The sequence below is a fragment of the Gemmatimonadaceae bacterium genome, assembly GCA_035606695.1.
GTDB lineage: Bacteria > Gemmatimonadota > Gemmatimonadetes > Gemmatimonadales > Gemmatimonadaceae > JAQBQB01.
In genome coordinates, this window is record DATNEW010000001.1 from 106,521 (window position 1) to 128,443 (window position 21,923).

Sequence of the window (21,923 nt, forward strand, 5' to 3'; positions counted from 1 at the left end):
AACGATCACCATGCGCCTCTCTCGCCTTCTCGTCGCAGGCACCGTCCTCCTCGGCGCCTGCGACACGCAAGCCAAGCAGCAGCTCCGGGCTCTCGCGCACGCCGACTCGATGCGCACCGATTCACTCGTCGGCGTGAAGAACGATCTGCTGAGCGAGGTCATGACCTCGACGCAATTCGTGAACGACGTGAACACGGAGATGGCGAAGCTCAAGTCGCATACGCCGGCGAAGCTCAGCACCACGCTCTCGAGCGAGTCGGACATCGCGGCGATCAAGGAAGAACGCAGGGCGGTCGTGCAGCGCATTCACGAGCTGGTCGCCCGGCTCGACTCCAGCGAGGCGCGCGTGGCCTCGCTTCGCGCCCGCGCCGCGAAGTTGTCGAAGCACGACTCGACCCTCGTCGCTCAAGTCGCGCAGTATGAGAAGACGATCGCCGATCTGCGGCAAACGGTCGAGCAGCAGAAGGCGGAATACGAAGCGACGATCGCCAAGCAGAATCAGCAGATCGCCTCGCTCAATTCGCGCGTCGATACGATGTCGCGTGAGAACGTGCGCCTGGCCGGTGAGAAGACCGCGCTCACGGATACGGTGAGCACGCTCACCACCGAGAAGAACACCGCGTATTACGTGATCGGGACGAAGAACGAGCTGATCAAGCAGGGCGTGCTCGTTGAGGAGGGCCACAAGCGGCTGCTCGTGGTTGGCAGCCGCACGGTTTCGCCCGCTCGTGAGCTCGATCCGTCGAAGTTCACGCGCATCGATCGTCTGCGCGATCGCGTCATCAACTTCCCCGCGGGCGACTACACGATCTTCTCGCGGCAGAATCCGAGCTACGCCAGTCCCTTCGCCGGAAAAGACGGGAAGATGAGTGGCGGATTGCGCATCGATCAGCCCGAACGATTCTGGGAGCCGTCGCGCTTCCTCATCATCGTCAAGGCCTAGCCGCGCCCTACCCCGCTTTCTGCAGCGCTCTCTTGAGCGTCTCGCCCAGTACGGTCGGCTCGGGCGGCACGAGCAGCGTCTCGATATCGTGCTCGGCGGCGAGCTGACGTACGCGCGCCAGCGCGTCGCTCGTTCCAAAGATCACGACTGAAATCCGGCGCATCGCGGCACGCCCGAGCACCTCGCCGCTGCATCGACCCGGATCCTCGCAATCGAGCAGGCAGACCTTGGGCTTCACGCGGCGAATGGATTGTTCCGCGTCTTCGGGCGGGCGCGCAAATCGAACGGCATATCCCAGCGTTTCGATCAGCGCGCCCAGCAGCGCGGCGGCGACGGCGTCGTCGGAGAGAATCAGGATCATCGGCTCGATGGGTGGTCGGTCGGATCGCCTCGGTTCTCAGTAGGCACGATTGGACGAAGGTGCCGCAAAGGCCGAACCATCCGGCTTGACGCGCACGAAATGCAGGGAGAAATTCCGGCGCCGACCTGATCCGATTCCCACAATTCTAATCGCTCGTCCCACGCGGAGCGCCCCCGACATGATGGCCTTCGACCGCACGCCGTCTACGCCTACGCTCGATCCCGCCACGGTCGATGCGCTGCGCGCAGTACTCGGTCGATCGATCAAACAAGGTAATCACGCCGACGACTTGCGCGGCTTGTTGTGCGCCGCCGCCGACGAAGCGCGCACGAAAGGAATTCCCGCCGAGCGTCTGTTGGTGTTGCTCAAGGACATCTGGTACGGCCTGCCCGAGGTCGCCAGCGCGCCGAGCGGCGACGCAGCGACCGCGCTCCTTCAGGACCTCATCAGCCGCTGCATTCAGGAGTACTATTCCGTCTAGCAGGGCAGCAAACGGCCCGCCGGCCGGCGGGCTGCCGATCGAGCCGCTGCTTCCGGCTGTCACCGACGCGCTCGCGACGCATCGGTCGCTGGTCCTCCAGGCGCCACCCGGCGCCGGCAAGACGACGCTCGTGCCGATCGCGCTGCGCAACGCGCCCTGGCTCGCGGATCAGTCCATCGTCATGCTCGAGCCGCGCCGCCTCGCCGCACGCGGCGCCGCGTTTCGAATCGCCGAGCTGCTTGGCGAGCGCGTCGGAGACACGGTGGGCTACCGCATGCGCGGCGATACGCGCGTCGGCCCGCGCACGCGAATCGAAGTCGTCACCGAAGGCGTGCTCACGCGCCGCTTGCAGCGCGACCCGACGCTCGACGGCGTCGGCATCCTGATCTTCGACGAATTCCACGAGCGAAGCCTGGACGCCGACCTAGGGTTAGCGCTCGCGCTGCACACACGGACACTCGTGCGCGACGATTTGAGAATACTCATCATGTCCGCGACGCTCGACGGCGTCGCGATCGCGCGCTTCCTTGGCGATGCACCCGCGTTGGCGAGCGAGGGACGAACCTTTCCCGTGACGACGCTGTACCGGCCGCCACGGCCCGACACGCGCATCGAAGCGGCGGTTACGGGCGCGGTGCTCGAAGCACTTCGCGACGAGAGCGGAGACATGCTGGTGTTCCTCCCCGGCGCGGCCGAAATCCGTCGCGTGGAGCGCGCGCTCGCCGAACGCGACGTGTTCGGCGCGATCGTCACGCCGCTCTACGGCATGCTCTCGCAGAGCGAGCAGGATCGAGCGGTGCGCCCCGACCCCGGCGGGCGCCGCAAGATCGTGTTGTCGACATCGATCGCGGAAACGAGTCTCACGATCGAAGGCGTTCGCATCGTCGTGGATTCCGGTCTCTCGCGCGTTCCACGTTTTTCGCCGCGCACCGGCATGACCCGCCTCGAGACGACGCGCGTCTCGCGCGCGTCCGCCGACCAGCGGCGCGGACGCGCCGGCCGACTGGAACCCGGCGTATGCTATCGATTGTGGGCCGAACACGACGATCACGCGCTGCTCGCGTCGTCGCCGCCGGAAATCACGAACGCCGATCTCGCGCCGCTCGCGCTCGATCTCGCCTCGGCCGGCGTCGCCGATCCTTCCGCCTTGCGTTGGCTCGATCCACCGGCGCCGGCGGCATTCTCGCAAGCGAAGGAGTTGCTCGCCGAGCTCGAGGCGATCGACGCCAACGGCCATCTCACGGCGCACGGTCGTGAAATGGCGGAGCTGCCGGTGCATCCGCGCGTTGCCCGCATGCTGCTTCACGCACGACGGCACGGCAACGCCGCGACCGCGGCGCATCTCGCCGCGCTGCTCGGCGAACGCGACCTGTATCGCGGAGTCAGCGGAGCAGCCGGCGCGATCGACGCCGACTTGTCGTTCCGGATCGCGGCGATGAACGATGATCACGCCGCGATGCCGGCGGGCGCCGAGCTCGATCGTGAGGCGGTGCGCCGCGCGCGAACCGAGTCCGCCCGCTTGGTGAGGCAGCTCGACGCGACGCGCGCCATGCCTTCTTCTTCAGAGTCGCACGACACGCTCGGGGTACTCGCTGCGTTGGCCTACCCCGATCGTGTCGCGCAGCGCCGGCCGGGCGAGCGAGCGCGCTACGTCCTGCGAAACGGCCGTGGGGCAGAGTTGGTCGGTGGACAATCGCTGACGCAGGCGCGCTACATCGTCGCCGTCGAGCTCGACGATCGGCGCCCCGAGAGTCGGATCTTTCTGGCGACACAGATCGATGAATCGGAGATTCGCGATCTGTTCGCCGCGCAGATCGTCGCCGATGATTCGATCGCGTTCGACGACGCGACCGGCGCGGTCGTCGCGCGGCGACGCGAGTTGCTCGGCGCGATTGCGCTGCGCGACGTCGATCTGCCGAACCCCGATCCCGACGCCGTGCTCACCGCGCTGCTCGATGGCATCGCGCGGCACGGTATCGCGCAGCTGCCGTGGTCGGATTCCGCGAAACGTATGCGCGAGCGGCTCGCGTTCGTCGCGCACCACGATTCCTCGTGGCCCGATGTGTCCGACGCCGCGCTCGAGCGCCGGCTGGCCGAGTGGCTCGCACCCTCACTCTCCGGCATTCGGCGCCTCAGCGACATCGCGCGCGTCGACCTCGGCGGCGCCCTGTTCGCGCTGCTCGACTGGCAGCAGCGTCGCGCGCTCGACGAGCTCGCCCCCTCGCACCTCGTCGTACCGACGGGATCGCGCATCGCGGTGGACTACACCGATCCTGACTCACCCGCGCTGGCGGTGCGCCTGCAGGAAGTGTTCGGACTCACCGAATCTCCGCGCGTCCTCGGCGGACGCATTCCGGTCACGATGCACCTGCTCTCCCCGGCGCAGCGGCCGGTGCAGGTGACGAAGGATCTGGCCGGCTTCTGGCGCACGAGCTACTTCGACGTCCGAAAGGAGCTTCGCGGGCGCTATCCCAAGCACGAATGGCCAGAGGATCCACGGTCCGCCTCGCCGACGAAACGAACGAAGCGCCGTCCGCCCGGCTGACGCGCGTTGTTAGCGTTTGCTAATGCTTCGCCTTGGCTTCCTTGCGGAATTCCAGGTCGCGCACGCGCGAGATCGTCAGCATGAAGCCCGAGACCTCGCCGCGGTCATCGCGCACGACGAGCAGATACATTTGGTCACTATTTGCGAATAAATCGGCGGTGAACGGCGTGAACCGAATGTCTTCCGCTTTTGGCCGCTGCATCACGAGCGCGCCCTCGCGGCCGACCAGTGTCACCGAAAGTCCAAGCTCGTCACTGTAGTATTGCCCCGTGATTTCGGCGAGCTGCTCCGCCTTGCGCCGCGTTTCCGCGGCCGAATCCGCCGAGGTGCGCGTGGCACCGGCCGCCCATGCGCCGGTCAGCCGCTCACCGGTGTGATCCGGAGTCGCCACGGCAACCTTTTGCGGCACGATACCGAGCACCACGAGCGCCACCTGCTCGGCGAGCGACGTCGATGCCGCAGTCGTATTGCAGAGCGTGATCACCGAGACGTTGCGATCGGGAAAGCGCAGGAATTCGCTGCGAAACCCGCCGTATGCGCCGCTGTGCGAGACCGTGCGCAAACCACCGAGTGTTCCGAGGGCGAGGCCGAAACCGTATTGCACCGGCGCGGCGTCATTGAGGCGGCCAGGCTCCTGAAGCAACGCGACGCCGGCAGTGCCGCCGACCTGCGCGGACGTGAAATTCGCGTCCCACTTCGCCAGGTCGCCCACCGTCGTGAACACGCCGCCGTCGCCGACGACGTCGGAATTCGACTCGCTCACACGAAGCTTGGCTCCTGAGGCGTCGTAGCCGACGGCGGCATCCGGGATGTGCTCGGTGTGATCGTCGCGAAACTCCGTGTGCGTCATGCCGAGCGGACGGAAAATGCGCTCGTCGGCGAAGTCACGCAGCGAACGTCCCGACGCGCGCCGAACGATGATCGACAGCAGGGCATACCCGGTGTTGCTGTACAGGAATTCGTCGCCCGGCCGGAAATTGAGAGTTTTCTGATGCGAGATGAGATCGAGAAACTGCGCCTCGGTGAGCGTCCCGTCCGCCGGCCATCCGGCGACACCGAGGAGGGTGTAGTAGTCGCGCAGTCCGCTGGTATGTTGGAGCAATTCGCGCACGGTGATTCGCGCGCCGAACGACGGCAGCTCGGGCACCCAGCGCTGAATCGAATCGTCGAGCGACAGGCGGCCGTCCTGGGCGAGCAGGACGACGGCCATCGCGGTGAATTGCTTGGAGAGCGAGGCGACGTAGAATCGCGTCCCGGGGGTGATCGGAACGCGCCGATCGACGTCCGCCAACCCGTACGTACGCGTCAGCGCGAGCGAGCCATCGCGAGTGAGACCGACGGCACAGCCCGGTGTTCGCGCGGTAACGAAGCGCCCGAAGACCGAATCGACCCACGGTCCCGCCGACTCCAGCCGCATGGCGCTCTGAGACGCGGGGCTCTGAGCGGTCAGCGGCGCGGAGCACAACCCAACGGCCCCAATGGCGAGCGCAACGCGACGAAGCATTCAGGTTCCTCCATGCGAAACGTCGTAAATGGGGCCCCGGCTGTCCAGCCATGGACGGGCCGAGCGGTTCTTCGTCACGCTGGCGTTGGCCTTGCAGACTCTTCAACGGCTACCCCGCAGACCGCCCCAAGTGCTTGGAGACATGAAATGGCCGAAATCCGCGTCGAGCCGAAGCCGCGAGCCTGGACCCGCGCGCTCGCACTCATTGTTGGGCTCGCCGTCATTGCGGCGGTCGCGTACTACTTTCTCGTCTACCGGAACGCGTGAACCTTCGCCAAGCTTGATCTGACGCGAGGGCAGGAGAAGCAGATGGAACACAACGACCGAGATGGCCGCGATGCCGCCGGCATTGGCCCGTACGCACGCGAACGCGAACGCCTTACGCCCCTCAGCACGCTGGACTCCTGGCGCGTCTCCGAAGGTGAGCCGGACATTCGCGGCTGGGAGATTCGCACCGTCAGCGGACGGCAGCTTGGCTCCGTCGCCGATTTGCTCATAGACCGCGAGGCCGGCGAAGTCGTGATGATCGACGTCGATCTCCCGGGCACCGATCGCCACACGTTCGTTCCACTTCGCGTCGTGCACCTCGACCGGGCGACGCGAGTCGTGCTGATGGATTCCGCCGACCTGCCGGACTCGGATCTCGCGCGCTCCGACCGCGCAATCGGGAGTGGGTCGCCGGATTCGACTGGTACGGTGGGCTATCGCCGGGCAGACCGCGAGGTCGTTGCCGATCGCGCGCTGCTGGCCGACTCGGCGCCGCTACCTGAGCGACTCGACGCGAGCGATGCAACCGCCGGCGATCCGGCTGCCGAGCGGCGCCGCGGCGACCGGCGCCGCATCGATCGACTGAGCACGGATCTGTAGCCTCCACGGGGGCGGGTTACGCGCGTAGCAATTCCGCGACGTGCGAGCGACCGTTCACGAGAATGTCAGCCACGGCGCGCCCACAAAGCGCGCCGATGACGTTTCCGGTCCCGGAATACGCGCCGGCGGCCCAGACCCCCGGCCGCACTTGTTCGAGAATTGGTAAACCAGTTTGTGTATAGGCGACCGTCGCCGCCCAGCGATGCGTGACGGCCGCCTTCACCGCCAGCGTCTCGCGTAAGAGCCGCGTGAGCGCATCCTGCACGACGTCGGTCGGCGTCCCTTCCGTTGTCCACTCCGCGTCGCCGCCGACATCTCTGAAGCCGCCGACCACCACGCGCGAGTCCGGGCGCTGCTGCCAATAATCCAAGCCCCAGCGGGCGTACACCGGGCGCGGCCAATGGACTTCCGGCGCCGGCGCGGTCGCGAGCATCTGCAGGCGCGCGCTGCGCACGCGCGATCGCAACTCGGGCAGCAACAGCTCGAGTGTCCCGTCCACCATCACGACGATGTGTCGCGCGGTGATTCGCCCGCGCGGCGTGTCGACGCTGCCGGGAGAGACGTCGATCGCCGGCGTGCGTTCGTACAACCGCGCGCCGCGCTCCATCGCGTGCCGCGCGAGCTCGCGGCAGCGCGCCGCGGGATCGAACGCCGCATCGGCTGGAAACAGGAGTCCCCGCCCTTCGGGCCCTTGATACTCCTCGACCGGCAGCTTCGACGCGCGCATCGCCTCGAGTTGCCGCCGGCAGTCCTCGAGCTCATCGTCCGATGACGCGATGCGCAACGACCCGGTCCGCCGCACCGCCCCCGGCGTCTCGGCCGCCATGTGGTCGATTTGCTTTAGAGTTTCCTCATAAATCGTCTTGGCGGCGTCGCGTCCGAGGCGTTCGACCGCGTCGTGGTGAAACATCGCCAGGCCGCCGAGAAGGAAGCCGCCGTTTCGTCCGGCGGCGCCGGCCGCGACACTGACCGCGTCGATGCCGATCACCCGCTGCCGCCCGGCCGCGAGCGCGTTCACGCAGGCGAGGCCGGAGCCGCCGAGACCGATGACGCAGACCTCCGCCTCCACGTCGCCCGCGAGTACAGGCAGCGCGAAGGACTCGCCTTCTCCCCACAGCGGCTGATTCGTCGTCACGCGAGAAATGTATGCGCGCCCGTGTTGCAATCGGACACGGTGAGATGCGTCCACATGCGTCGGGATTCGTCGGGAATTCCGGCCGCCATCGAAACTCGCGAGCGCACGATCGCGTACGCCGGGATACACCGCCGGCACACCGTGTTCCCCCCCACCCGCGCGCAGGCAGGATCGGCATGCAGTCATTCCTCCGCGACATTCGCTACGGCGTTCGCAGCCTGATCAAGAGTCCCGGCCTCGCGCTCGTCGCGACGCTCGCGCTGACACTCGGCATCGGCCTGACGACGACGATGTTCAGCATCGTCTACGGCGCGATGATGAAAGGGCTGCCCTTTCCCGACGGCGATCGCATCGTCGCGGTACAGCGCTCCAATTTCGCGCGAGGCATTCAGCAGCAGGACATACCGATTCTGGACTTCCTCGACTACAAGGCGCAGCAACAGAGTTTCACCGGCGTCGCCGCGGTCACGTCAGGAACGATCTACGTCAGCGGCGACGAAAAGGCCGAGCGCTATGATGGATCGTGGATCACGGCGAACACGTTCGATGTGCTCGGTGTGCGCCCCATGCTGGGCCGAAACTTCCGCGCCGGCGAAGACACTCCGAGCGGCGACAAGGTCGCGATCATCGCGTACAACACGTGGCATGATCGGTTCGCCAGCGATCCGAACATCGTCGGCAAGAATGTGCGCGTGAACGGCGTGCCGTACACGATCGTCGGCGTCATGCCCGAGGGTTTCGCATTCCCCAACAACGATCGGATCTGGATTCCGCTGCAAACCGACCCGAACGCATCGAAGCGCGGTGAGGGTCAGTTCGTCTCGGTATTCGGGAAGCTCAAGCCGGCCGTCTCACTCGACCAGGCAAACGTCGACGTCGCGACGATCGCGAAGCGCCTCGCCGGCGAATACAAGGAATCGAACGACGGATTCACGGCGTACGCCCGCAATTACGTCGAGAACTACATCGGCAAGCAGCCGCGCCAACTCTTGTACACGATGCTCGGCGCGGTCTTCTTCGTTCTCTTGATCGCGTGCGCGAACGTCGCAAACCTGCTTCTCGATCGCGCGGCACATCGCACGAAGGAAGTGGGCATTCGGACGGCGCTCGGTGCATCGCGTACGGCGGTCATGCGCCAATTCCTCGCCGAGGCATTTGTTCTGTCGCTCGTCGCGATGGCGTTGGGCATTGGCGTGGCGTACTTCGGCATCGCCGCGTTCAAGCGCGCCATCTCCGTGACGCAGATCCCGTTCTTCATCGACATTCGCCTGCATCCGCCCGTGTTGATGTTCTCGATCGCGATCGCGTTTCTGACGACGCTCGTCGCCGGAGCGATTCCGGCGTATCAATCGTCGCGCGCCGACATCAACGAGATCCTGAAGGATGAGACGCGCGGCGCGTCGAGCTTTCGCATTGGGCGCATCAGCAAGGCGCTGGTCATCGTCGAAATCGCTCTGTCGTGCGGGCTGCTCGTCGCGGCCGGCCTGATGATCAAGAGCGTCGCGAAGATGCGCGGCATGAACCCCGGCTTCGAGACGACCACGGTCTTTACGGCGCGCATTGGCTTCCCGGCCGCGTACACCGATTCCGCGGCGCAGTGGCGCTTCTTCGACGACGTCATTCAGCGCGTCGCCGCGTTGCCCGGCGTGAAAGCGGCATCGCTCAGCGCCGGTCTGCCCGGAGCGCGACAGGGGTTCGGCGGCAATCGCTTCAGCCTCGAGGGCAAGACGTACGTTGCCGACAAGGACATGCCCAACGCACGCAGTACGTCGATCTCACCGGGCTACTTTGCGACACTCAATACCCCGCTCATGCGCGGACGCGTTTTCTCTGATGGCGACCGCAAGGACACGCCGGCGGTCGTGATCGTGAATCAGGCGTTCGTGAGGAAATTCTTCCCCAATGACGACGCGCTCGGCCGCCGCATTCGATTCGGCGGGCTACAAAGCAAGGCGCCATGGGCAACGATCGTCGGCATCGTCGGCAACCAGTTTACCGGCGATCAGAACGACCCGAACGGCGCGGTGATCTATCAGCCGCTCACGCAGCTGCGCAGCAACTTCGTGTACATCACCGCGCGCACGAGCGCCAATCCGATGGCGCTCACCTCCGCGGTGCGCGGCGCGGTGTCGTCGCTGAATGCCGACATTCCACTCTATTGGGTGCAGTCGCTCGACACGGCGATCGCCGAGCAGCTGTGGTTCGTTCGCGTGTTCGGCACGATGTTCATGATCTTCGGGTTCGTCGCGCTCTTCCTTGCATCGGTCGGCCTGTATGCCGTGATGTCGTTCTCCGTCAGCCGCCGCACGCGCGAGGTCGGCATTCGCATGGCGCTCGGCGCGCAGGGGGGTCACGTCGTACGCATGATCTTCGGCCAGGGGATGGTGCAGCTCGGCATTGGCATGGCGTTTGGTCTCGCGATTGCGCTGGGCATCTCGCGACTGTTGGTGTTCATCCTGTTCGACGTGCAGCCGCGCGATCCGGCGATCTTTGGCGGCGTCGCGGCAGTGCTGGCTCTCGTCGGCTTGATCGCCTGCCTCGTGCCGGCTCGGCGCGCAACCATGGTCGATCCACTCGTTGCGCTACGGAGCGATTGAGCCCGATCGTATTCGTGCGGGAGTTACGCGAGGTTGGCGTGCGCGTCCATTGACGTACGCGTTACGTACGCTTGGCGTACGCTGGAATTGACGGCGGTTGGCCCGATCGATAGCTTGGATGCCATGACGAACCGCGCCAATAATTCCAATAATCGCAATAACCGGGGCTGCTCCCCGACGACTGGCTGACGCGCGTTCGTTCACGATTTACGCGGCCCGCCAGTGATGGCGGGCTTTTTTGCTAATACTGTAGTCGCGGAATTCCGAGCGAAGGTGCGAAGCGCCGAAGCGAGGAACAATCTTCTTCAGCAAGTGATGGGGCGTAGGTCAATTGGCAGACCGTCCGGCTGTTAACCGGAAAGTTGATGGTTCGAGTCCATCCGCCCCAGTTCGAACACAACACAAACGCCCACGCAAAAGCGTGGGCGTTTGTGTTGGCGGTTGGGTCGCGGCTCCGCCGCGGTGGTCGGGCCGCGCAACGCGCGATGGTGAGGCCGCCTTCGGCGGTGGTTCTGACTAGACGGCCTTCAGCTGCCCTTCCAAAAACCCGAGTACGCCCATCACGCTCGGAATCAGCACCATGATCGCCCCGGCGGCGAGCATCAACCACCGCTGATGCAGTCGCGCCGATACGCCCGGAATCAGCGTCGATAACAACAATGCGACGCCAATCAGCGTCGCATCGATGAAAATTCCCAGAATGACGCCGGACGCCGCGCTCCAGAGGAGGATCGACGTGCGCATGCGTGAGGCCGTGGGTGGAGCGTCTTACGGCTTGATCTGAATCGGCGCGCCGGGCGGCACCGCACGCCAGATCTCTTCGATCTCCTGATCGGTCACCGCGATACAACCTTCCGTCCAGTTGTACTGCACGTGCGCCGCGCCAATGCTCGCGTACTTCGGCGGCAGACCGTGAATCATGATGTCTCCGCCGGGCGCCACGCCGAGCGCGTTCGCGCGCTGCACATGCGCCGCATCCGGATAGGAGATGTGCAGCGCCATGTGATACTTGCTCTGCGGATTCTTGAAATCGATGTGGAACACGCCTTCCGGCGTGCGGCCGTCGCCGATCTTGATCTTGTCGCCGACCGGCTGCGTCCCCAGCGCGACGCGATACGAGCGAACGGGCAGGCCGCCCAGGAACAACGTCAGCGTACGTTTGCTCTTCTCGACCACGATGCTGTCGGCGATCGGATTGCTTTTGATCCCCACGACAGGCGTGTGGATGATCGTCGGCGTGACGACCTTCGACAGGATGGACGTAGAATCCGAAGGTCCGGATGCGAGCAGGGCGACAGCGCCGAGCAATACGGAGATCATAGAATAGGCAGGACTACGCCAGAGAACTGGCTGGAGGCGGGAACGCGTGTTTTGAATGGCCGTTCTATGAAGGAACGACGCTCAATATACGAGTTGCGCAACGTCCTGCACCAGACCGCCTCGGAATTTTTCGCCAGGCTCGGCCGTAGCCGCGCACTTCTTCCCTGTTTACATCGGTTACTTCAACGCTAAGCCCGTACCAACCGGTCGAAGTAGGCCTTCCTCACCTTGGCCACCTTTGGTGCCACGACGATCTGGCAGTACGGCTGGTCCCCATTCGCCGAGAAGTAGTCCTGGTGGTACTCCTCCGCGACGTGGAACTGCCCGATCGGCTTCACCTCGGTCACGATCGGATCGTCCCACACCTTGTTCCGATTCAGCTCGTCGATGACCTGCTCGGCCACGTCGCGCTGTTCGGTCGAATGGTAGAAGATGGCCGACCGGTATTGGCTGCCGACGTCCGCGCCCTGCCGATTGAGCGTCGTGGGATCGTGGATCGTGAAAAATACGCCGAGGAGATCGCGATACGAGATCGTCGCGGGATCAAACGTGATCTGCACGACCTCGGCATGCCCGGTCATTCCGGAGCACACGTCGCGGTACGTCGGTTTCGGATACTGGCCGCCGGTATAGCCGGACTCGACTTTCTCGACGCCCCTGAGCTGACGAAACGCGGCGTCCAGACACCAGAAGCAACCGCCGGCAAGCGTCGCGAGCTCGAACTGTTGTGACATGATGAGAAACCTCTGACGTATTGGCGTATCAGCGCGCTGAATGATGAAGTCCGGGTCCACGATATGGTATCGCGGCGCCCGGACTTCACATGTACGTCGTCAAAGCCACGAACGGATCAGGCGGCGAGCCCGTCGCGCAGCACTTCCGCCGTGTCCGACTCGCGCAACCGCTTGAGCGCGCGATCGCGAAGCTGACGCACACGCTCCCGCGTCACTCCCAGCTCGCGCGCGATCTCCTGCAGCGTCATCGGCCGGTTGCCCTCGAGACCGAAGTACAACGTGAGCACGCGGCGGTCGCGCGGCGGCAATACCTCCAGCGCACGCGTAATCGCTTCGCGACGCGAATCGCTCTCGATGCCGCCCGGGAGAACGTCTTCGTCCTCGCCCCGATCGAGCACCAGCGTTTCACCCAGCGTGCGGCCGCCATCGCCCATGGTCGCCGGCTCGTCGAGCGAGCGCGTCGGCTGAAGCAGCGCCACGAGCCCGCGCGTCACGTCGAGCGAGAGGTCGGCGACCGTCGCGATCTCTTCCTCATACGGTTCTCGCGACAGCTTCTGACGCAGCACTTCCTGCGCGCGGGACACGCGCGACAAGTCGGCCGCTCGATTGAGCGGTACCTGGACCGTGCGCCCCTGCTTCTGCACCGCCGAGTGCAACGCCTGGCGAATCCACCACACGGCGTAGCTGATGAAGTTCACGCCGACGTCCGGATCGTACTTGTCCGCGGCGCGCACGAGACCGGCGTTCGCCTCACTGACCAGATCGCCGAGGGGGACCCCGCGGTTCTGGTATTGTTTGGCGACGGAAAAAGCAAAGCGCAGGTTCGCGCGAATCAACTCGGAGCGGGCACGTTCGCGCTCGCCGTCGTTCTTGGCGCGGCGCATCTGGCGGGCGAGCTCCTTTTGCTGCTGGGCGTTGAGCACGGGCTCGCCCCGCAGCTCATCGATGTAGAGATCCAACAGGTCGCGATCGTCGCTCGTCGTGTACATCGCTCACCTCTGGCGCCTCCAGGCACCAATAATCATGCAGTTATACAACTGTCTAAACGTTCGGCGTCGCGATGCGGACTTCGTGCCGCGGCGCCATTGATACTTCTCTGGAGTTACGCTCGCTTCGCCGCGGCGGACTTCCGCCGAGACGGTTTGGCGCGCACCGCGGCGGACTCGGTCGTCTCGGTGACGTCCATGCGGCGACGCAATTCCGCCATGTACGCTTCGAGCACCGCGGGGCGCGTACGGTAATACACGAACTGCCCATCGCGCCGCGACTCCACCAATCCGGCGCTCGCCAATTCCTTGAGGTGGTGCGAGATCGTCGCCTGTCGCACGGGAAAGCAGCCGCACAAGCGCTGACATCCCATTTCGCGCTGTTTGGCGATGTGCTCCAGAATCTCGAACCGCCGCGGGTCGGCTAACGCCTTCGCGATGCGTTGGAACTGCTCGAGGTCCACGGCCAGCCATACTCCGGAGATCGTATGATAGATAGATAATCGTCTAATTGTACGCTTCAAGGGGGGTGGAGTTCCCGGAGAGGGAGCGGGAGCATGAGCGGGTCAGTGAAAACATTTGGATAAGCCGAAATCCATACGCCTGAGCCTGGATAGTCGTCCTTTCTTGCAGCGGGGTTCGCCGACCGCTCGCCGAGGGCCCAATTGCTGCCTCTTCTCCTGATATGACGTCTATCAAACCCATGCCGAAGCCGGCAACGCCCGACGGACTGGCCCGTCTCCTTCCGTCGAAACGCCTCACCGATCTCCCGACCTACGTCTTCGCGTGGCTGGACGAGCTCAAGGCTGACGCCCGATCCCGCGGGGCGGATCTCATCGACCTCGGCATGGGTAATCCGGACCAGCCGACGCCAAAAGCGATCGTCGACGTCATTACCGCCGCGTACAACGATCCGAAGAACCACGGCTACCCGCCGTTCGACGGCACCGAAGGCTTTCGCACCGCCGTCTCGCGATTCATGCGCCGCCGCTTTGGCGTCGACGTCAATCCCGCGAACGAAGTCCTGGCGTTGAGCGGCGCGAAGGAAGGAATCGCGCACGCGACGCTCGGCTTCGCCGACGAGTCCACGATCTCACTGGTCCCCGACATCTATTACCCCGTGCATGCGCGCGCGACGGGACTCGTGGGCGGCCGCACCTACCTCGTGCCGCTGCGCGCCGAGCGTGGGTTTCTGCCGGATTTCCGCGCGATTCCCGAGGACGTGCTGCGCCAGTCGCGTTTGCTCGTCCTGAACTATCCGCACAATCCGACCGGCGCCGTCGCGCCGCTCGAGTTGTACGAGGAAGCGGTGGCCCTCTGCCGGAAGCATGGCATTTTACTCATTTCAGATCTCGCATACAGCGAGCTGACGGACGGCGTCGTGGCGCCGAGCGCGCTGCAGGTGCCCGGCGCCAAGGACGTCACGCTGGAGTTCCACTCGTTCTCGAAGACCTTCAACATGGCCGGATCGCGCATCGGCTTCGCCGTCGGCGGCCGCGAGCTCATTCACGCCCTGCACGGCGTGCGCACCAACATGGGCTACGGCACTCCGACGCCGATTCAGGCGGGCGCGGCCTACGGCCTCGACCACATCGAGGAGCTCGAGAAGCCCGTCGTCGCGCGCTACAACCAGCGGCGGCGCGCCCTCATCGAAGGATTCCGGTCACTCGGCTGGCAAACCGAGCCTGCACGCGGAACGATGTTCGTCTGGTTGCCGATCCCCGTAGGCTTCGGCGCGCAGGAATGGACGCGCTACCTCATGGACAAGGCAGGCGTGGTCGTCACGCCGGGCAACGCGTTCGGGCCGGGCGGCGAACGATTCTTCCGCGTCTCGCTCATCGCCGACGAACCGGTGATCGCGCGCGCGATCGCGCGATTGCGCGAGGCCGGTATTCGCTACGACATGGCGAAGCCCACCTGATCGGCGACGGTCTGCCTGGCTCGACTACTGCATCACAATCGGGCACAGGAGGAATCCATGGCCGACGAACGCAAACTTCACGACGACGTTTCCATCGCCTCGCAGAGCTCGGCGAGTGCATCGAGCAGCGGCGCGACCACGCCATCGACCGGCGACGCGATGTCCGACCCGGCAGACGCGATCCCGGTCCCGCCCGCGATGTCGCCCGCCGAGATCGACGAACGCGCGCAGGCGGTCGAAGCCGTTCGCGACGCCCAGCCCTGACCGCTAGCCGTTTCGCAACGCTTCCGTCGGGCTGACCTCTGTCGCTCGGCGGGCCGGCAGCGCACACGCACTCGCCGCGACGACCCCAAGCAGGGCGGTCACCGCGGCGAGCGTTGCGACATCGCTTCCTGACACGCCGACGAGCAGGGAGTGCAGCCATCGATCGACGACGAGCGCTCCCGCGATGCCCAACAGCAAGCCGACGGCCGCCATGCGCGTGCCTTCAGCGAGCACCAGTCGCATGATCGCGCCCGGCGTCGCGCCCACCGCGACGCGTACACCGATTTCGTACGTGCGCTGCGATACGCCGAAGGACACGACGCCATAGATCCCGATGCCCGCGAGGAGCAGCGCGAGCGCCGCGAAACCGCCGAGCAGCAACGTGGCGAATCGGCGGCTCGCGATCGAATCACCGACGACGTGATTCATGGTCGCGACTTCCGAGATCGCGACATGTGGGTCGAGCGACCGAACGACCGCGCGCATCTGCCTCGCCAGTCCCGGGTCGTTCGCGGCCGACCGCGCCACGAGCGTCATCGATCTCGGCATCGCGTACGCGCTGATGCCCGATTGCGCGTACGGGAAATACATCGTCGGCGGCGGATCGCGCTGAATGCCGCGCGAGCGCACGTCATGCACGATGCCGACAATCGTCACCCATGGCGACTTGTCGCCGAACATCTTGAGCGTGCGGCCGATCGGATCGACGCCGGGATACAACATCTTCGCCATGCCTTCACTGATCACCGCGACCGGGGCCGCGTCCATGCGGTCCTGCTCGGTGAGCAGCCGTCCGCGAACCAGCGCGATGCGCATCGCCTTGAAGTAGCCGGGCGTCACCTGCTCGGGGTTCGCGCCCGGCGACTCGGCGATCGTCTTCACGACGTGGCCGTCCACCATGATCGACCACGTGTTGTCCGCGCCGGAGATCGGCAGCGCGCCCACGGCGCCGACGGCTGACACGCCGGGCAATGCTCCGGCGCGCGCCGTGAGTTGCCGCATGAATCCGTCGGAGACGGTGTCCGAGTACGTGCGCGGCATCGTGACCTGCATCGTCGTCACGCCCGCGGGATCGAAGCCGAGATCGATCGCCTGAAGCGTTATGAGACTTCTAATCAATAGCCCGGCGCCGGACAGCATCACGACGGCCAGCGTGATTTCCGCGACGACCAGCAAACGGCGCACGATGCCCGAGGCGATGTGTGTCGTCTTGCCGCCTTCGCGCAGCGTATCGACCGTGTTGCCGTTTCGCGCGTGCAACGCGGGCACGATGCCGAACACGAGGCCCGTCAGCAGTGTAACGAGCGCCGTGAACGCGATAACCCGGCCATCGATCGTCACCTCGTCGACACGTGGCAGATCGGCCGGCGCGAGCGCTACAAGCACACGCGTGCCCGCCCACGCCAATGCCATGCCCCCTACGGCGCCAAGCATCGCGAACAGCATGCTCTCGGTGAGCATCTGCCGCACGATGCGCCCGCTCGAAGCGCCAAGCGCGGTGCGCACGGCGACTTCCTTTCGCCGCGCTTCGCCGCGCACCAGCAACAGGTTCGCCACGTTCACGCACGCGATCAGCAGAATGAATCCCACGGCGCCGAGCAGGGCGAGGAGATACGGGCGCGTCGGCCCGAGAAGGAATTCTCGAATCGGCGTGACGATCCCCTTCACGGGACTACCCGCCGCATAAGTCTCCGGATACATCTGCGCCCACCGCGACTCGAGCATGCGGACCTGCGTCCGCACCTGCGCGAGCGTTGCGTGCGGCGCGATCAGGCCAACGAGCCGCAGGTAGTGATTGTTGCGAGTCCACAGACTGTCGGGATTGAGCCGCCAGGGCACCCACAACGTCGCGTCGCGATCGGGGAACACATACGTCGCCGGCATCACGCCCACGATGGTGAACGGTGCGTCGTTGATTCGAATCGTCTTTCCGACGACGCGCTCGTCCGACGCGAACTCCTGCACCCACAACGTGTGGCTGATGATCGCCACTCGGCTGTGCGTGAGCGGTGCGTACTCGTCGGCGGCGAACGTTCTCCCGCGAAGGGGTTTGACGCGCGCGACGTCGAAGAAGTCGCGCGACACGCGGGCCGCGCGCGTTCGCACCGGATCACCAGCCGCCGGCGCCAGCACGACACTCGGCGTGCTGTAGGCCGCGAGCTTCTCGAGTCCGGGCACTCCGCGTTGATAGTCGATGAATTCCGGCTCGGAGACACTCTCGTACGGTGCGTCGTGCGAAAGATCCACGATGCGATCCGCATGCTCGAACGGCAGCGGGCGAAGCAAGACCGCGTTCACCATTGTGAAGATCGCGGCGTTCGCGCCGATGCCCAGCGCGAGCGTCGCGAGAATGATGATGCTGAATACCGGACGCCGCGCCATCGAGCGGGCCGCGTATCGAAGATCTTGCCCCAGGATCGACATCGTGTTCTCGCGTCGGTGAGAGTAGGAGCGGATCACTGCCGGAGCGCGGTCGTGATCTCGATGCAGCCAGGCGAATCGCTCGCTCATCGCCGTATACACGAGATCGGGCGTGAGCTGCAGCCAGGCACGCGCGGCACGCCCGACTCCTCGGCGTTCGCGGCCAACGCGATCGCGGTAGAACGCAATCATGTCGGCGGCGTAGCGCTCGCGAAACGACCGCGGATACAAGCGCAGCAGCATCCGATACACTCGCTCGCCCGGAGCGCGCGCCGGGTCGCCGCGTCCCGTCATGCCGGCGCCGGCGAAATGATTTTTCGGCGAACGCCCAGCTCGATGAGCGCGCGCAGCCGCTCGAGCTCCGCGGCGAGGACGCGGCGGCCGAACGGTGTCAGGCGATAGTAGCGTCGCCGCTCGTCGTCGTCGGCGAAAGACGGGCGACGTTCGGACTCGTCGATCAATCCGTCGGCTTCGAGGCGACGGATGGTGCGATACAGGTTTCCCGCCTCGAGCTCGATCGAGCCGTTGGTGTGCTCGATGATGTCCTGGCGAATGCCGTAGCCGTGGCGGTCGCCGGCCGAGAGCATGGTGAGTACGAGCAGCTCGACGGGCTTCAGTGGGAGCTGCGAGGTAAACGGGGGGTGTGCGGGCATGTCGGCTGGGAGACGGATATAGTCATTTCGACTATATGCATTCGACACCGAAATGGCCAGAATGGTTGGCGCCGGTCCGGGAAACTCGGACGGGCTGGACCGTAAATGCTCTTGCGGAGCGCGACGGGATGCACCGATAATGATCGCTTCGGTACAAATGGCTCTTTGGAGGGTCGACGATGGTTCTCCCGCAGCGCGCCCGTCGCGAGGACGAGTTCAGTCTGGTGCCGCCAGACATCGCCAACTCGGCGCGGCGCTATCAGGAGCTCAAGGTCGTCGAAAAGGAGCAGCTCGCGCTCATGGCGCGGCACAACCTGCTTCTCGACTGGCCCGTTGAGGTCCGCGACACCGTGATCGAGGCTCGCGAGGCGATTCGCGAAGTGCGCGCCGCGCGGGACGCGTTTCGCGCGCAGGTGCGTGAGTTCGTCGTTGCGCTCCGCACCATGAAGGAACCGTTATCGAACGTCCTGCGCCACACGCGCTCGATGATCGAGCTGCTGGAGCACGCCGGCGCGATTCAATCCGACGGGGGATGGCTCGAGGCGGAAGTGCTGGAGTGGGCGATCGAAGAGTACGAGAACGCCGCGTAAACCAGCACGAAACCGACCCTAAGGCAACACGAAGGACGCGCTAAACGCGCGCTCTCCACTCCGCCGTCGACTCGGGAACGAGCCGTGCGCCCCACTGCCCCACTTCGAGGATGTAGTAATCGCGCTTGAGCGGATTGCGCGGATCCACGACCTCGTAATACGTCGGTTGCGGCTCGACCCGAACGGTGAGCCCATTGCACTCGCCGCCAACACACTTGACCTGAATCATCAGGCGTCCCTCCCTCAAAGGCGAGCTAGCTCGCCACCTGTTTGGCGGAGCGAGACACTCCGCCGGTTAGAAAACGTGGGCCGGTCGTGCACGCGCGCTCCACCGTGCGCGCGATGCTCTCGGGCAGCCGCACCGCACCGCGGGCATGTGCCTCGAGCACCAGACGCAACGCGCGGCGCTGCCGGTCGAACGCCGACAGCAGCTGTGCGCCGGAGTCGGGCGAGTTGAGCAGGTCCTGCACGAGATGCTGGAGCGACGCCGTCTCGGACGCCTCGGCCGCGTCGGCCATGCATGCTTCGAGATTCCAGCGCGCGCGATGATCGTCGCACAGTCCGGCGCGGCGCGTACGGTTCGCGTCCTGGGTGCATGCCGCGCACAAGGCGATGTCTCGCAGCAAGTCCGCACTCGGAACGAAGGACATCCGATCTTCCCCTAGAGCTTGAAGCAGGTCGTTCACTAATTCGGGATCGCGAGACGTAGCAGCGACGAGACGGAGCCGGCGGCGCGCATTGGGCTCTAGCATCGAGAACCTCGAGGGCGCTCCACATCGGACCTTAGTCGCAAGGTGTTACTGATTCGGAACGTGGCCGTCAGAGGGGTGTGCGAAATCCCGGTAATTCCATCGGTACGCCCTTCGCACATGGTTCCCATCACGACATGACCGGTAGCCCGCTTACCCCGAACGCGCTGGACACGCTCGACCGCCACTGGGCGGTCAAGGTCGTCACGCCCGAAGATCGCGCGGCGGCGATTCAGTACGGGATGAGCATTCTCACACGGCTTGGCGGCGGCGATGCGGTGAGCGGCGCGATGAGCGGCGCCGAGTCTCCGCCGGACTTCGTGGTGCCGCTGGCCGGCGCGTACGTCATTGCGGCCAGCGAATGGCTCGACTTCGAGGGCGCCGCGTCGCCCGCCGCCCTGCTCAGTCCCGAGCAGGAAGCCCAGCGTGCCGCGCACATCGAGGCCGGCGCCGATCGCGCGTTCATCCTGACCGCGGCGCTGCCGATGGAATCCGACGAGCGCATCGTCGCCCTCTATCGCACGCTGCTGCTCGCGGGACTCGCGCAACTCGGCAACAAACAAAGCGAATTCCGTCACTGGCTGCGCGCGCATCACGCCACGCTCTTCCCCGAGCGCGAAGACGACGCGCGCTGGGACGTGGCGCTGCTGCGCCGCGTGGTCGAGGTGTGGACGCACGTGCTGCGCGGCGCCGGACCCTCGGGCCTCGAGCACGCCATGGAGATCGTCGCGTCGATTCGCGAGGACCGTCCCCTGCGCGAGCCCGCGTTCTTCACCACGGTCGACCCGGCCGACGAAACGCGCATGCGCTTCTACATGTTCACGCTGTTCCATCTCACCGAAGCCGCGACCGAGCTGTTGCTCTTTCGCCTGCACGGTGAGCCCGAGCGCGTCGTCAGCCGGTTGTACAGCCACTTCACGCTCGCGCGCGATGCCGCGGGTGGAGATCCCCGTCTCGACGCGAGTTTCGATTGGCTGTACGAGGCATCGCGCCGCGTCGTCGCGCAGCGCACCGCGCAACTCGAGCTGTTGCCCGAGTCTCGCTGACGCGTTAGCTGACGCGCTGGGTGACGCGCTGGGTGACGCGCTGGCTAACGCGCTGGCTAACGCGCTGGCTAACGCTCGCGCTGACTCACGCGCGCGCGCGTTCCGGGCGCGCGGCACGTGAGTCACTCAGCAGTCCTGCGCGGCGGCGAACCACCGCTCCGGCCCGCGTTTCCAACCAACATCCGCCGCCCGCTTGGTGATTGCGCGACGACGACGCGCGTCTGCATGCGCCCACTCGTGGGAAATGCCAGTACGCGTGTCGCGGGCTTGGCTTTCGGGCGAGCCGCTTCGTCGTCGGCGAGGCGGTACCAATTGACGTCGCCGCTCTCTTTCGTGCAGCGCACGAAGTAGGCGTCGTCAGAGGACCAGAAGCCTTCCCATCGCTCGCCCTCGGTCAAGTCCGCGAGCAGCGCCGTGCGAGGCGCGGCTTCGAGCGGTTCCTGTGGAGTGGCGCAGCTGACGAGATGCATGTGGATTGGGAGCCGAAGTGCTTGACGTACGTTGGAATCTTTGGCGCCCCGGAACCGCTCGATTCGCGCATCACATTCTCGGCGCGCGTCGCACGCGGTTCAGGTGCGGGGACGGCAACCTAGAAGCGCCAGAAACGAAACGCAATGGGAAAGTTTTCCATAAGTCGTTGTCATTACTGTGGATAGCTAATGTGGACGAATGTCGATAACGAGCTAAGTCTGCGGGCCATCACAGGTAAGCATCGGCCGAGGTCTGTGGAAAACGCCTGTGGACAGATGTGCACGACCGAAAATCGGCCGAGCGAAAAAGGCGCAATCCGCGCACAAAAAAAGCGG

Annotated in this window: 22 protein-coding genes and 1 tRNA gene; 10 read left to right on the forward strand and 13 right to left on the reverse strand. The window is 65.5% G+C overall.

The features are described 5' to 3' along the window. Nucleotides 1-10 precede the first annotated feature (10 nt). Entirely contained in the window at nucleotides 11-943 is a 933-nt protein-coding gene (locus VN706_00455; GenBank protein ID HXT14066.1) for a hypothetical protein, read from the forward strand. Nucleotides 944-950: 7 nt separating this feature from the next. Here the strand turns inward: VN706_00455 and VN706_00460 are convergent, their stop codons facing one another. Beyond that, nucleotides 951-1,304 (reverse strand): hypothetical protein, encoded by a 354-nt coding sequence (locus VN706_00460; protein ID HXT14067.1) that lies wholly within the window; start codon nucleotides 1,302-1,304, stop codon nucleotides 951-953. Nucleotides 1,305-1,482: 178 nt separating this feature from the next. Here VN706_00460 and VN706_00465 point away from each other — a divergent pair, with 178 nt between their 5' ends. Together VN706_00465 and hrpB are read left to right on the forward strand one after the other, a co-directional pair. Next, nucleotides 1,483-1,785: a hypothetical protein gene (locus VN706_00465; GenBank protein HXT14068.1), complete on the forward strand. Its 303-nt coding sequence runs from the start codon at nucleotides 1,483-1,485 to the stop codon at nucleotides 1,783-1,785. 37 nt (nucleotides 1,786-1,822) lie between these two features. Next, nucleotides 1,823-4,330, forward strand: coding sequence for an ATP-dependent helicase HrpB (gene hrpB, locus VN706_00470; GenBank protein ID HXT14069.1), 2,508 nt, complete (start codon nucleotides 1,823-1,825; stop codon nucleotides 4,328-4,330). 19 nt (nucleotides 4,331-4,349) lie between these two features. On the opposite strand, the gene VN706_00475 is transcribed toward hrpB, so the two are convergent. Next, entirely contained in the window at nucleotides 4,350-5,834 is a 1,485-nt protein-coding gene (locus VN706_00475; protein ID HXT14070.1) for a serine hydrolase domain-containing protein, read from the reverse strand. A 309-nt stretch (nucleotides 5,835-6,143) separates the two neighbouring features. On the opposite strand from VN706_00475, the gene VN706_00480 reads away from it, so the two are divergent. After that, nucleotides 6,144-6,701 (forward strand): PRC-barrel domain-containing protein, encoded by a 558-nt coding sequence (locus VN706_00480; GenBank protein ID HXT14071.1) that lies wholly within the window; start codon nucleotides 6,144-6,146, stop codon nucleotides 6,699-6,701. Between the two features lie 16 nt (nucleotides 6,702-6,717). Here VN706_00480 and VN706_00485 read toward each other — a convergent pair whose 3' ends face one another. Further along, the gene (locus VN706_00485) at nucleotides 6,718-7,836 is read right to left on the reverse strand and encodes an FAD-binding oxidoreductase (GenBank protein HXT14072.1); all 1,119 of its coding nucleotides are present in this window, start codon (nucleotides 7,834-7,836) and stop codon (nucleotides 6,718-6,720) included. 176 nt (nucleotides 7,837-8,012) lie between these two features. Here VN706_00485 and VN706_00490 point away from each other — a divergent pair, with 176 nt between their 5' ends. Together VN706_00490 and VN706_00495 are read left to right on the forward strand one after the other, a co-directional pair. Further along, entirely contained in the window at nucleotides 8,013-10,433 is a 2,421-nt protein-coding gene (locus VN706_00490) for an ABC transporter permease (protein HXT14073.1), read from the forward strand. A 316-nt stretch (nucleotides 10,434-10,749) separates the two neighbouring features. Then, a tRNA-Asn gene (locus VN706_00495) sits at nucleotides 10,750-10,822 on the forward strand. A gap of 127 nt (nucleotides 10,823-10,949) precedes the next feature. On the opposite strand, the gene VN706_00500 is transcribed toward VN706_00495, so the two are convergent. From VN706_00500 to VN706_00520, 5 genes are all read right to left on the reverse strand, one after another. Continuing rightward, nucleotides 10,950-11,177: a hypothetical protein gene (locus VN706_00500; GenBank protein HXT14074.1), complete on the reverse strand. Its 228-nt coding sequence runs from the start codon at nucleotides 11,175-11,177 to the stop codon at nucleotides 10,950-10,952. A 24-nt stretch (nucleotides 11,178-11,201) separates the two neighbouring features. After that, complete coding sequence (locus VN706_00505) at nucleotides 11,202-11,753, reverse strand: L,D-transpeptidase family protein (GenBank protein ID HXT14075.1); 552 nt, start codon at nucleotides 11,751-11,753, stop codon at nucleotides 11,202-11,204. A gap of 188 nt (nucleotides 11,754-11,941) precedes the next feature. Further along, a complete protein-coding gene (msrA, locus tag VN706_00510) occupies nucleotides 11,942-12,487 on the reverse strand; it encodes a peptide-methionine (S)-S-oxide reductase MsrA (protein ID HXT14076.1) in 546 nt (181 codons plus the stop codon). 116 nt (nucleotides 12,488-12,603) lie between these two features. After that, nucleotides 12,604-13,476, reverse strand: coding sequence for an RNA polymerase sigma factor RpoD/SigA (locus tag VN706_00515; protein ID HXT14077.1), 873 nt, complete (start codon nucleotides 13,474-13,476; stop codon nucleotides 12,604-12,606). Nucleotides 13,477-13,589: 113 nt separating this feature from the next. Continuing rightward, nucleotides 13,590-13,997: a metalloregulator ArsR/SmtB family transcription factor gene (locus VN706_00520; GenBank protein HXT14078.1), complete on the reverse strand. Its 408-nt coding sequence runs from the start codon at nucleotides 13,995-13,997 to the stop codon at nucleotides 13,590-13,592. Nucleotides 13,998-14,176: 179 nt separating this feature from the next. Here VN706_00520 and VN706_00525 point away from each other — a divergent pair, with 179 nt between their 5' ends. Then, entirely contained in the window at nucleotides 14,177-15,394 is a 1,218-nt protein-coding gene (locus VN706_00525; protein ID HXT14079.1) for an aminotransferase class I/II-fold pyridoxal phosphate-dependent enzyme, read from the forward strand. Between the two features lie 57 nt (nucleotides 15,395-15,451). Further along, on the forward strand, nucleotides 15,452-15,658 hold the full coding sequence (locus VN706_00530; protein HXT14080.1) for a hypothetical protein: 207 nt from the start codon (nucleotides 15,452-15,454) through the stop codon (nucleotides 15,656-15,658). 3 nt (nucleotides 15,659-15,661) lie between these two features. On the opposite strand, the gene VN706_00535 is transcribed toward VN706_00530, so the two are convergent. Beyond that, nucleotides 15,662-18,373, reverse strand: a complete 2,712-nt coding sequence (locus VN706_00535; GenBank protein ID HXT14081.1) for an ABC transporter permease — start codon at nucleotides 18,371-18,373, stop codon at nucleotides 15,662-15,664. Then, complete coding sequence (locus VN706_00540; GenBank protein ID HXT14082.1) at nucleotides 18,370-18,732, reverse strand: helix-turn-helix transcriptional regulator; 363 nt, start codon at nucleotides 18,730-18,732, stop codon at nucleotides 18,370-18,372. Before VN706_00540 ends, VN706_00535 begins: the two co-directional genes overlap by 4 nt. Nucleotides 18,733-18,911: 179 nt before the next feature. Between VN706_00540 and VN706_00545 the strand changes: the two genes are divergently transcribed. Continuing rightward, on the forward strand, nucleotides 18,912-19,322 hold the full coding sequence (locus VN706_00545) for a hypothetical protein (GenBank protein ID HXT14083.1): 411 nt from the start codon (nucleotides 18,912-18,914) through the stop codon (nucleotides 19,320-19,322). 40 nt (nucleotides 19,323-19,362) lie between these two features. On the opposite strand, the gene VN706_00550 is transcribed toward VN706_00545, so the two are convergent. Together VN706_00550 and VN706_00555 are read right to left on the reverse strand one after the other, a co-directional pair. Continuing rightward, nucleotides 19,363-19,551: a hypothetical protein gene (locus tag VN706_00550; protein ID HXT14084.1), complete on the reverse strand. Its 189-nt coding sequence runs from the start codon at nucleotides 19,549-19,551 to the stop codon at nucleotides 19,363-19,365. Between the two features lie 25 nt (nucleotides 19,552-19,576). Further along, nucleotides 19,577-19,972, reverse strand: coding sequence for a hypothetical protein (locus VN706_00555; GenBank protein ID HXT14085.1), 396 nt, complete (start codon nucleotides 19,970-19,972; stop codon nucleotides 19,577-19,579). Between the two features lie 236 nt (nucleotides 19,973-20,208). Between VN706_00555 and VN706_00560 the strand changes: the two genes are divergently transcribed. Beyond that, nucleotides 20,209-21,117: a hypothetical protein gene (locus VN706_00560; GenBank protein HXT14086.1), complete on the forward strand. Its 909-nt coding sequence runs from the start codon at nucleotides 20,209-20,211 to the stop codon at nucleotides 21,115-21,117. 122 nt (nucleotides 21,118-21,239) lie between these two features. Here VN706_00560 and VN706_00565 read toward each other — a convergent pair whose 3' ends face one another. Continuing rightward, on the reverse strand, nucleotides 21,240-21,587 hold the full coding sequence (locus VN706_00565; GenBank protein HXT14087.1) for a hypothetical protein: 348 nt from the start codon (nucleotides 21,585-21,587) through the stop codon (nucleotides 21,240-21,242). Nucleotides 21,588-21,923 lie beyond the last annotated feature (336 nt).

Excerpts from the sequence above, each read along its gene's own strand:
- VN706_00560 (HXT14086.1), top strand. The coding sequence starts at position 20,209 with ATGACCGGTAGCCCGCTTACCCCGAACGCGCTGGACACGCTCGACCGC.
- VN706_00460 (HXT14067.1), bottom strand. The coding sequence starts at position 1,304 with ATGATCCTGATTCTCTCCGACGACGCCGTCGCCGCCGCGCTGCTGGGC.
- VN706_00515 (HXT14077.1), bottom strand. The coding sequence starts at position 13,476 with ATGTACACGACGAGCGACGATCGCGACCTGTTGGATCTCTACATCGAT.
- VN706_00550 (HXT14084.1), bottom strand. The coding sequence starts at position 19,551 with ATGATTCAGGTCAAGTGTGTTGGCGGCGAGTGCAATGGGCTCACCGTT.
- VN706_00565 (HXT14087.1), bottom strand. The coding sequence starts at position 21,587 with ATGCATCTCGTCAGCTGCGCCACTCCACAGGAACCGCTCGAAGCCGCG.
- VN706_00480 (HXT14071.1), top strand. The coding sequence starts at position 6,144 with ATGGAACACAACGACCGAGATGGCCGCGATGCCGCCGGCATTGGCCCG.
- VN706_00475 (HXT14070.1), bottom strand. The coding sequence starts at position 5,834 with ATGCTTCGTCGCGTTGCGCTCGCCATTGGGGCCGTTGGGTTGTGCTCC.
- VN706_00525 (HXT14079.1), top strand. The coding sequence starts at position 14,177 with ATGCCGAAGCCGGCAACGCCCGACGGACTGGCCCGTCTCCTTCCGTCG.
- VN706_00530 (HXT14080.1), top strand. The coding sequence starts at position 15,452 with ATGGCCGACGAACGCAAACTTCACGACGACGTTTCCATCGCCTCGCAG.
- msrA (HXT14076.1), bottom strand. The coding sequence starts at position 12,487 with ATGTCACAACAGTTCGAGCTCGCGACGCTTGCCGGCGGTTGCTTCTGG.
- VN706_00540 (HXT14082.1), bottom strand. The coding sequence starts at position 18,732 with ATGCCCGCACACCCCCCGTTTACCTCGCAGCTCCCACTGAAGCCCGTC.
- VN706_00505 (HXT14075.1), bottom strand. The coding sequence starts at position 11,753 with ATGATCTCCGTATTGCTCGGCGCTGTCGCCCTGCTCGCATCCGGACCT.
- VN706_00465 (HXT14068.1), top strand. The coding sequence starts at position 1,483 with ATGATGGCCTTCGACCGCACGCCGTCTACGCCTACGCTCGATCCCGCC.
- VN706_00455 (HXT14066.1), top strand. The coding sequence starts at position 11 with ATGCGCCTCTCTCGCCTTCTCGTCGCAGGCACCGTCCTCCTCGGCGCC.
- VN706_00545 (HXT14083.1), top strand. The coding sequence starts at position 18,912 with ATGGTTCTCCCGCAGCGCGCCCGTCGCGAGGACGAGTTCAGTCTGGTG.
- VN706_00555 (HXT14085.1), bottom strand. The coding sequence starts at position 19,972 with ATGTCCTTCGTTCCGAGTGCGGACTTGCTGCGAGACATCGCCTTGTGC.
- VN706_00500 (HXT14074.1), bottom strand. The coding sequence starts at position 11,177 with ATGCGCACGTCGATCCTCCTCTGGAGCGCGGCGTCCGGCGTCATTCTG.
- VN706_00535 (HXT14081.1), bottom strand. The coding sequence starts at position 18,373 with ATGACGGGACGCGGCGACCCGGCGCGCGCTCCGGGCGAGCGAGTGTAT.
- VN706_00490 (HXT14073.1), top strand. The coding sequence starts at position 8,013 with ATGCAGTCATTCCTCCGCGACATTCGCTACGGCGTTCGCAGCCTGATC.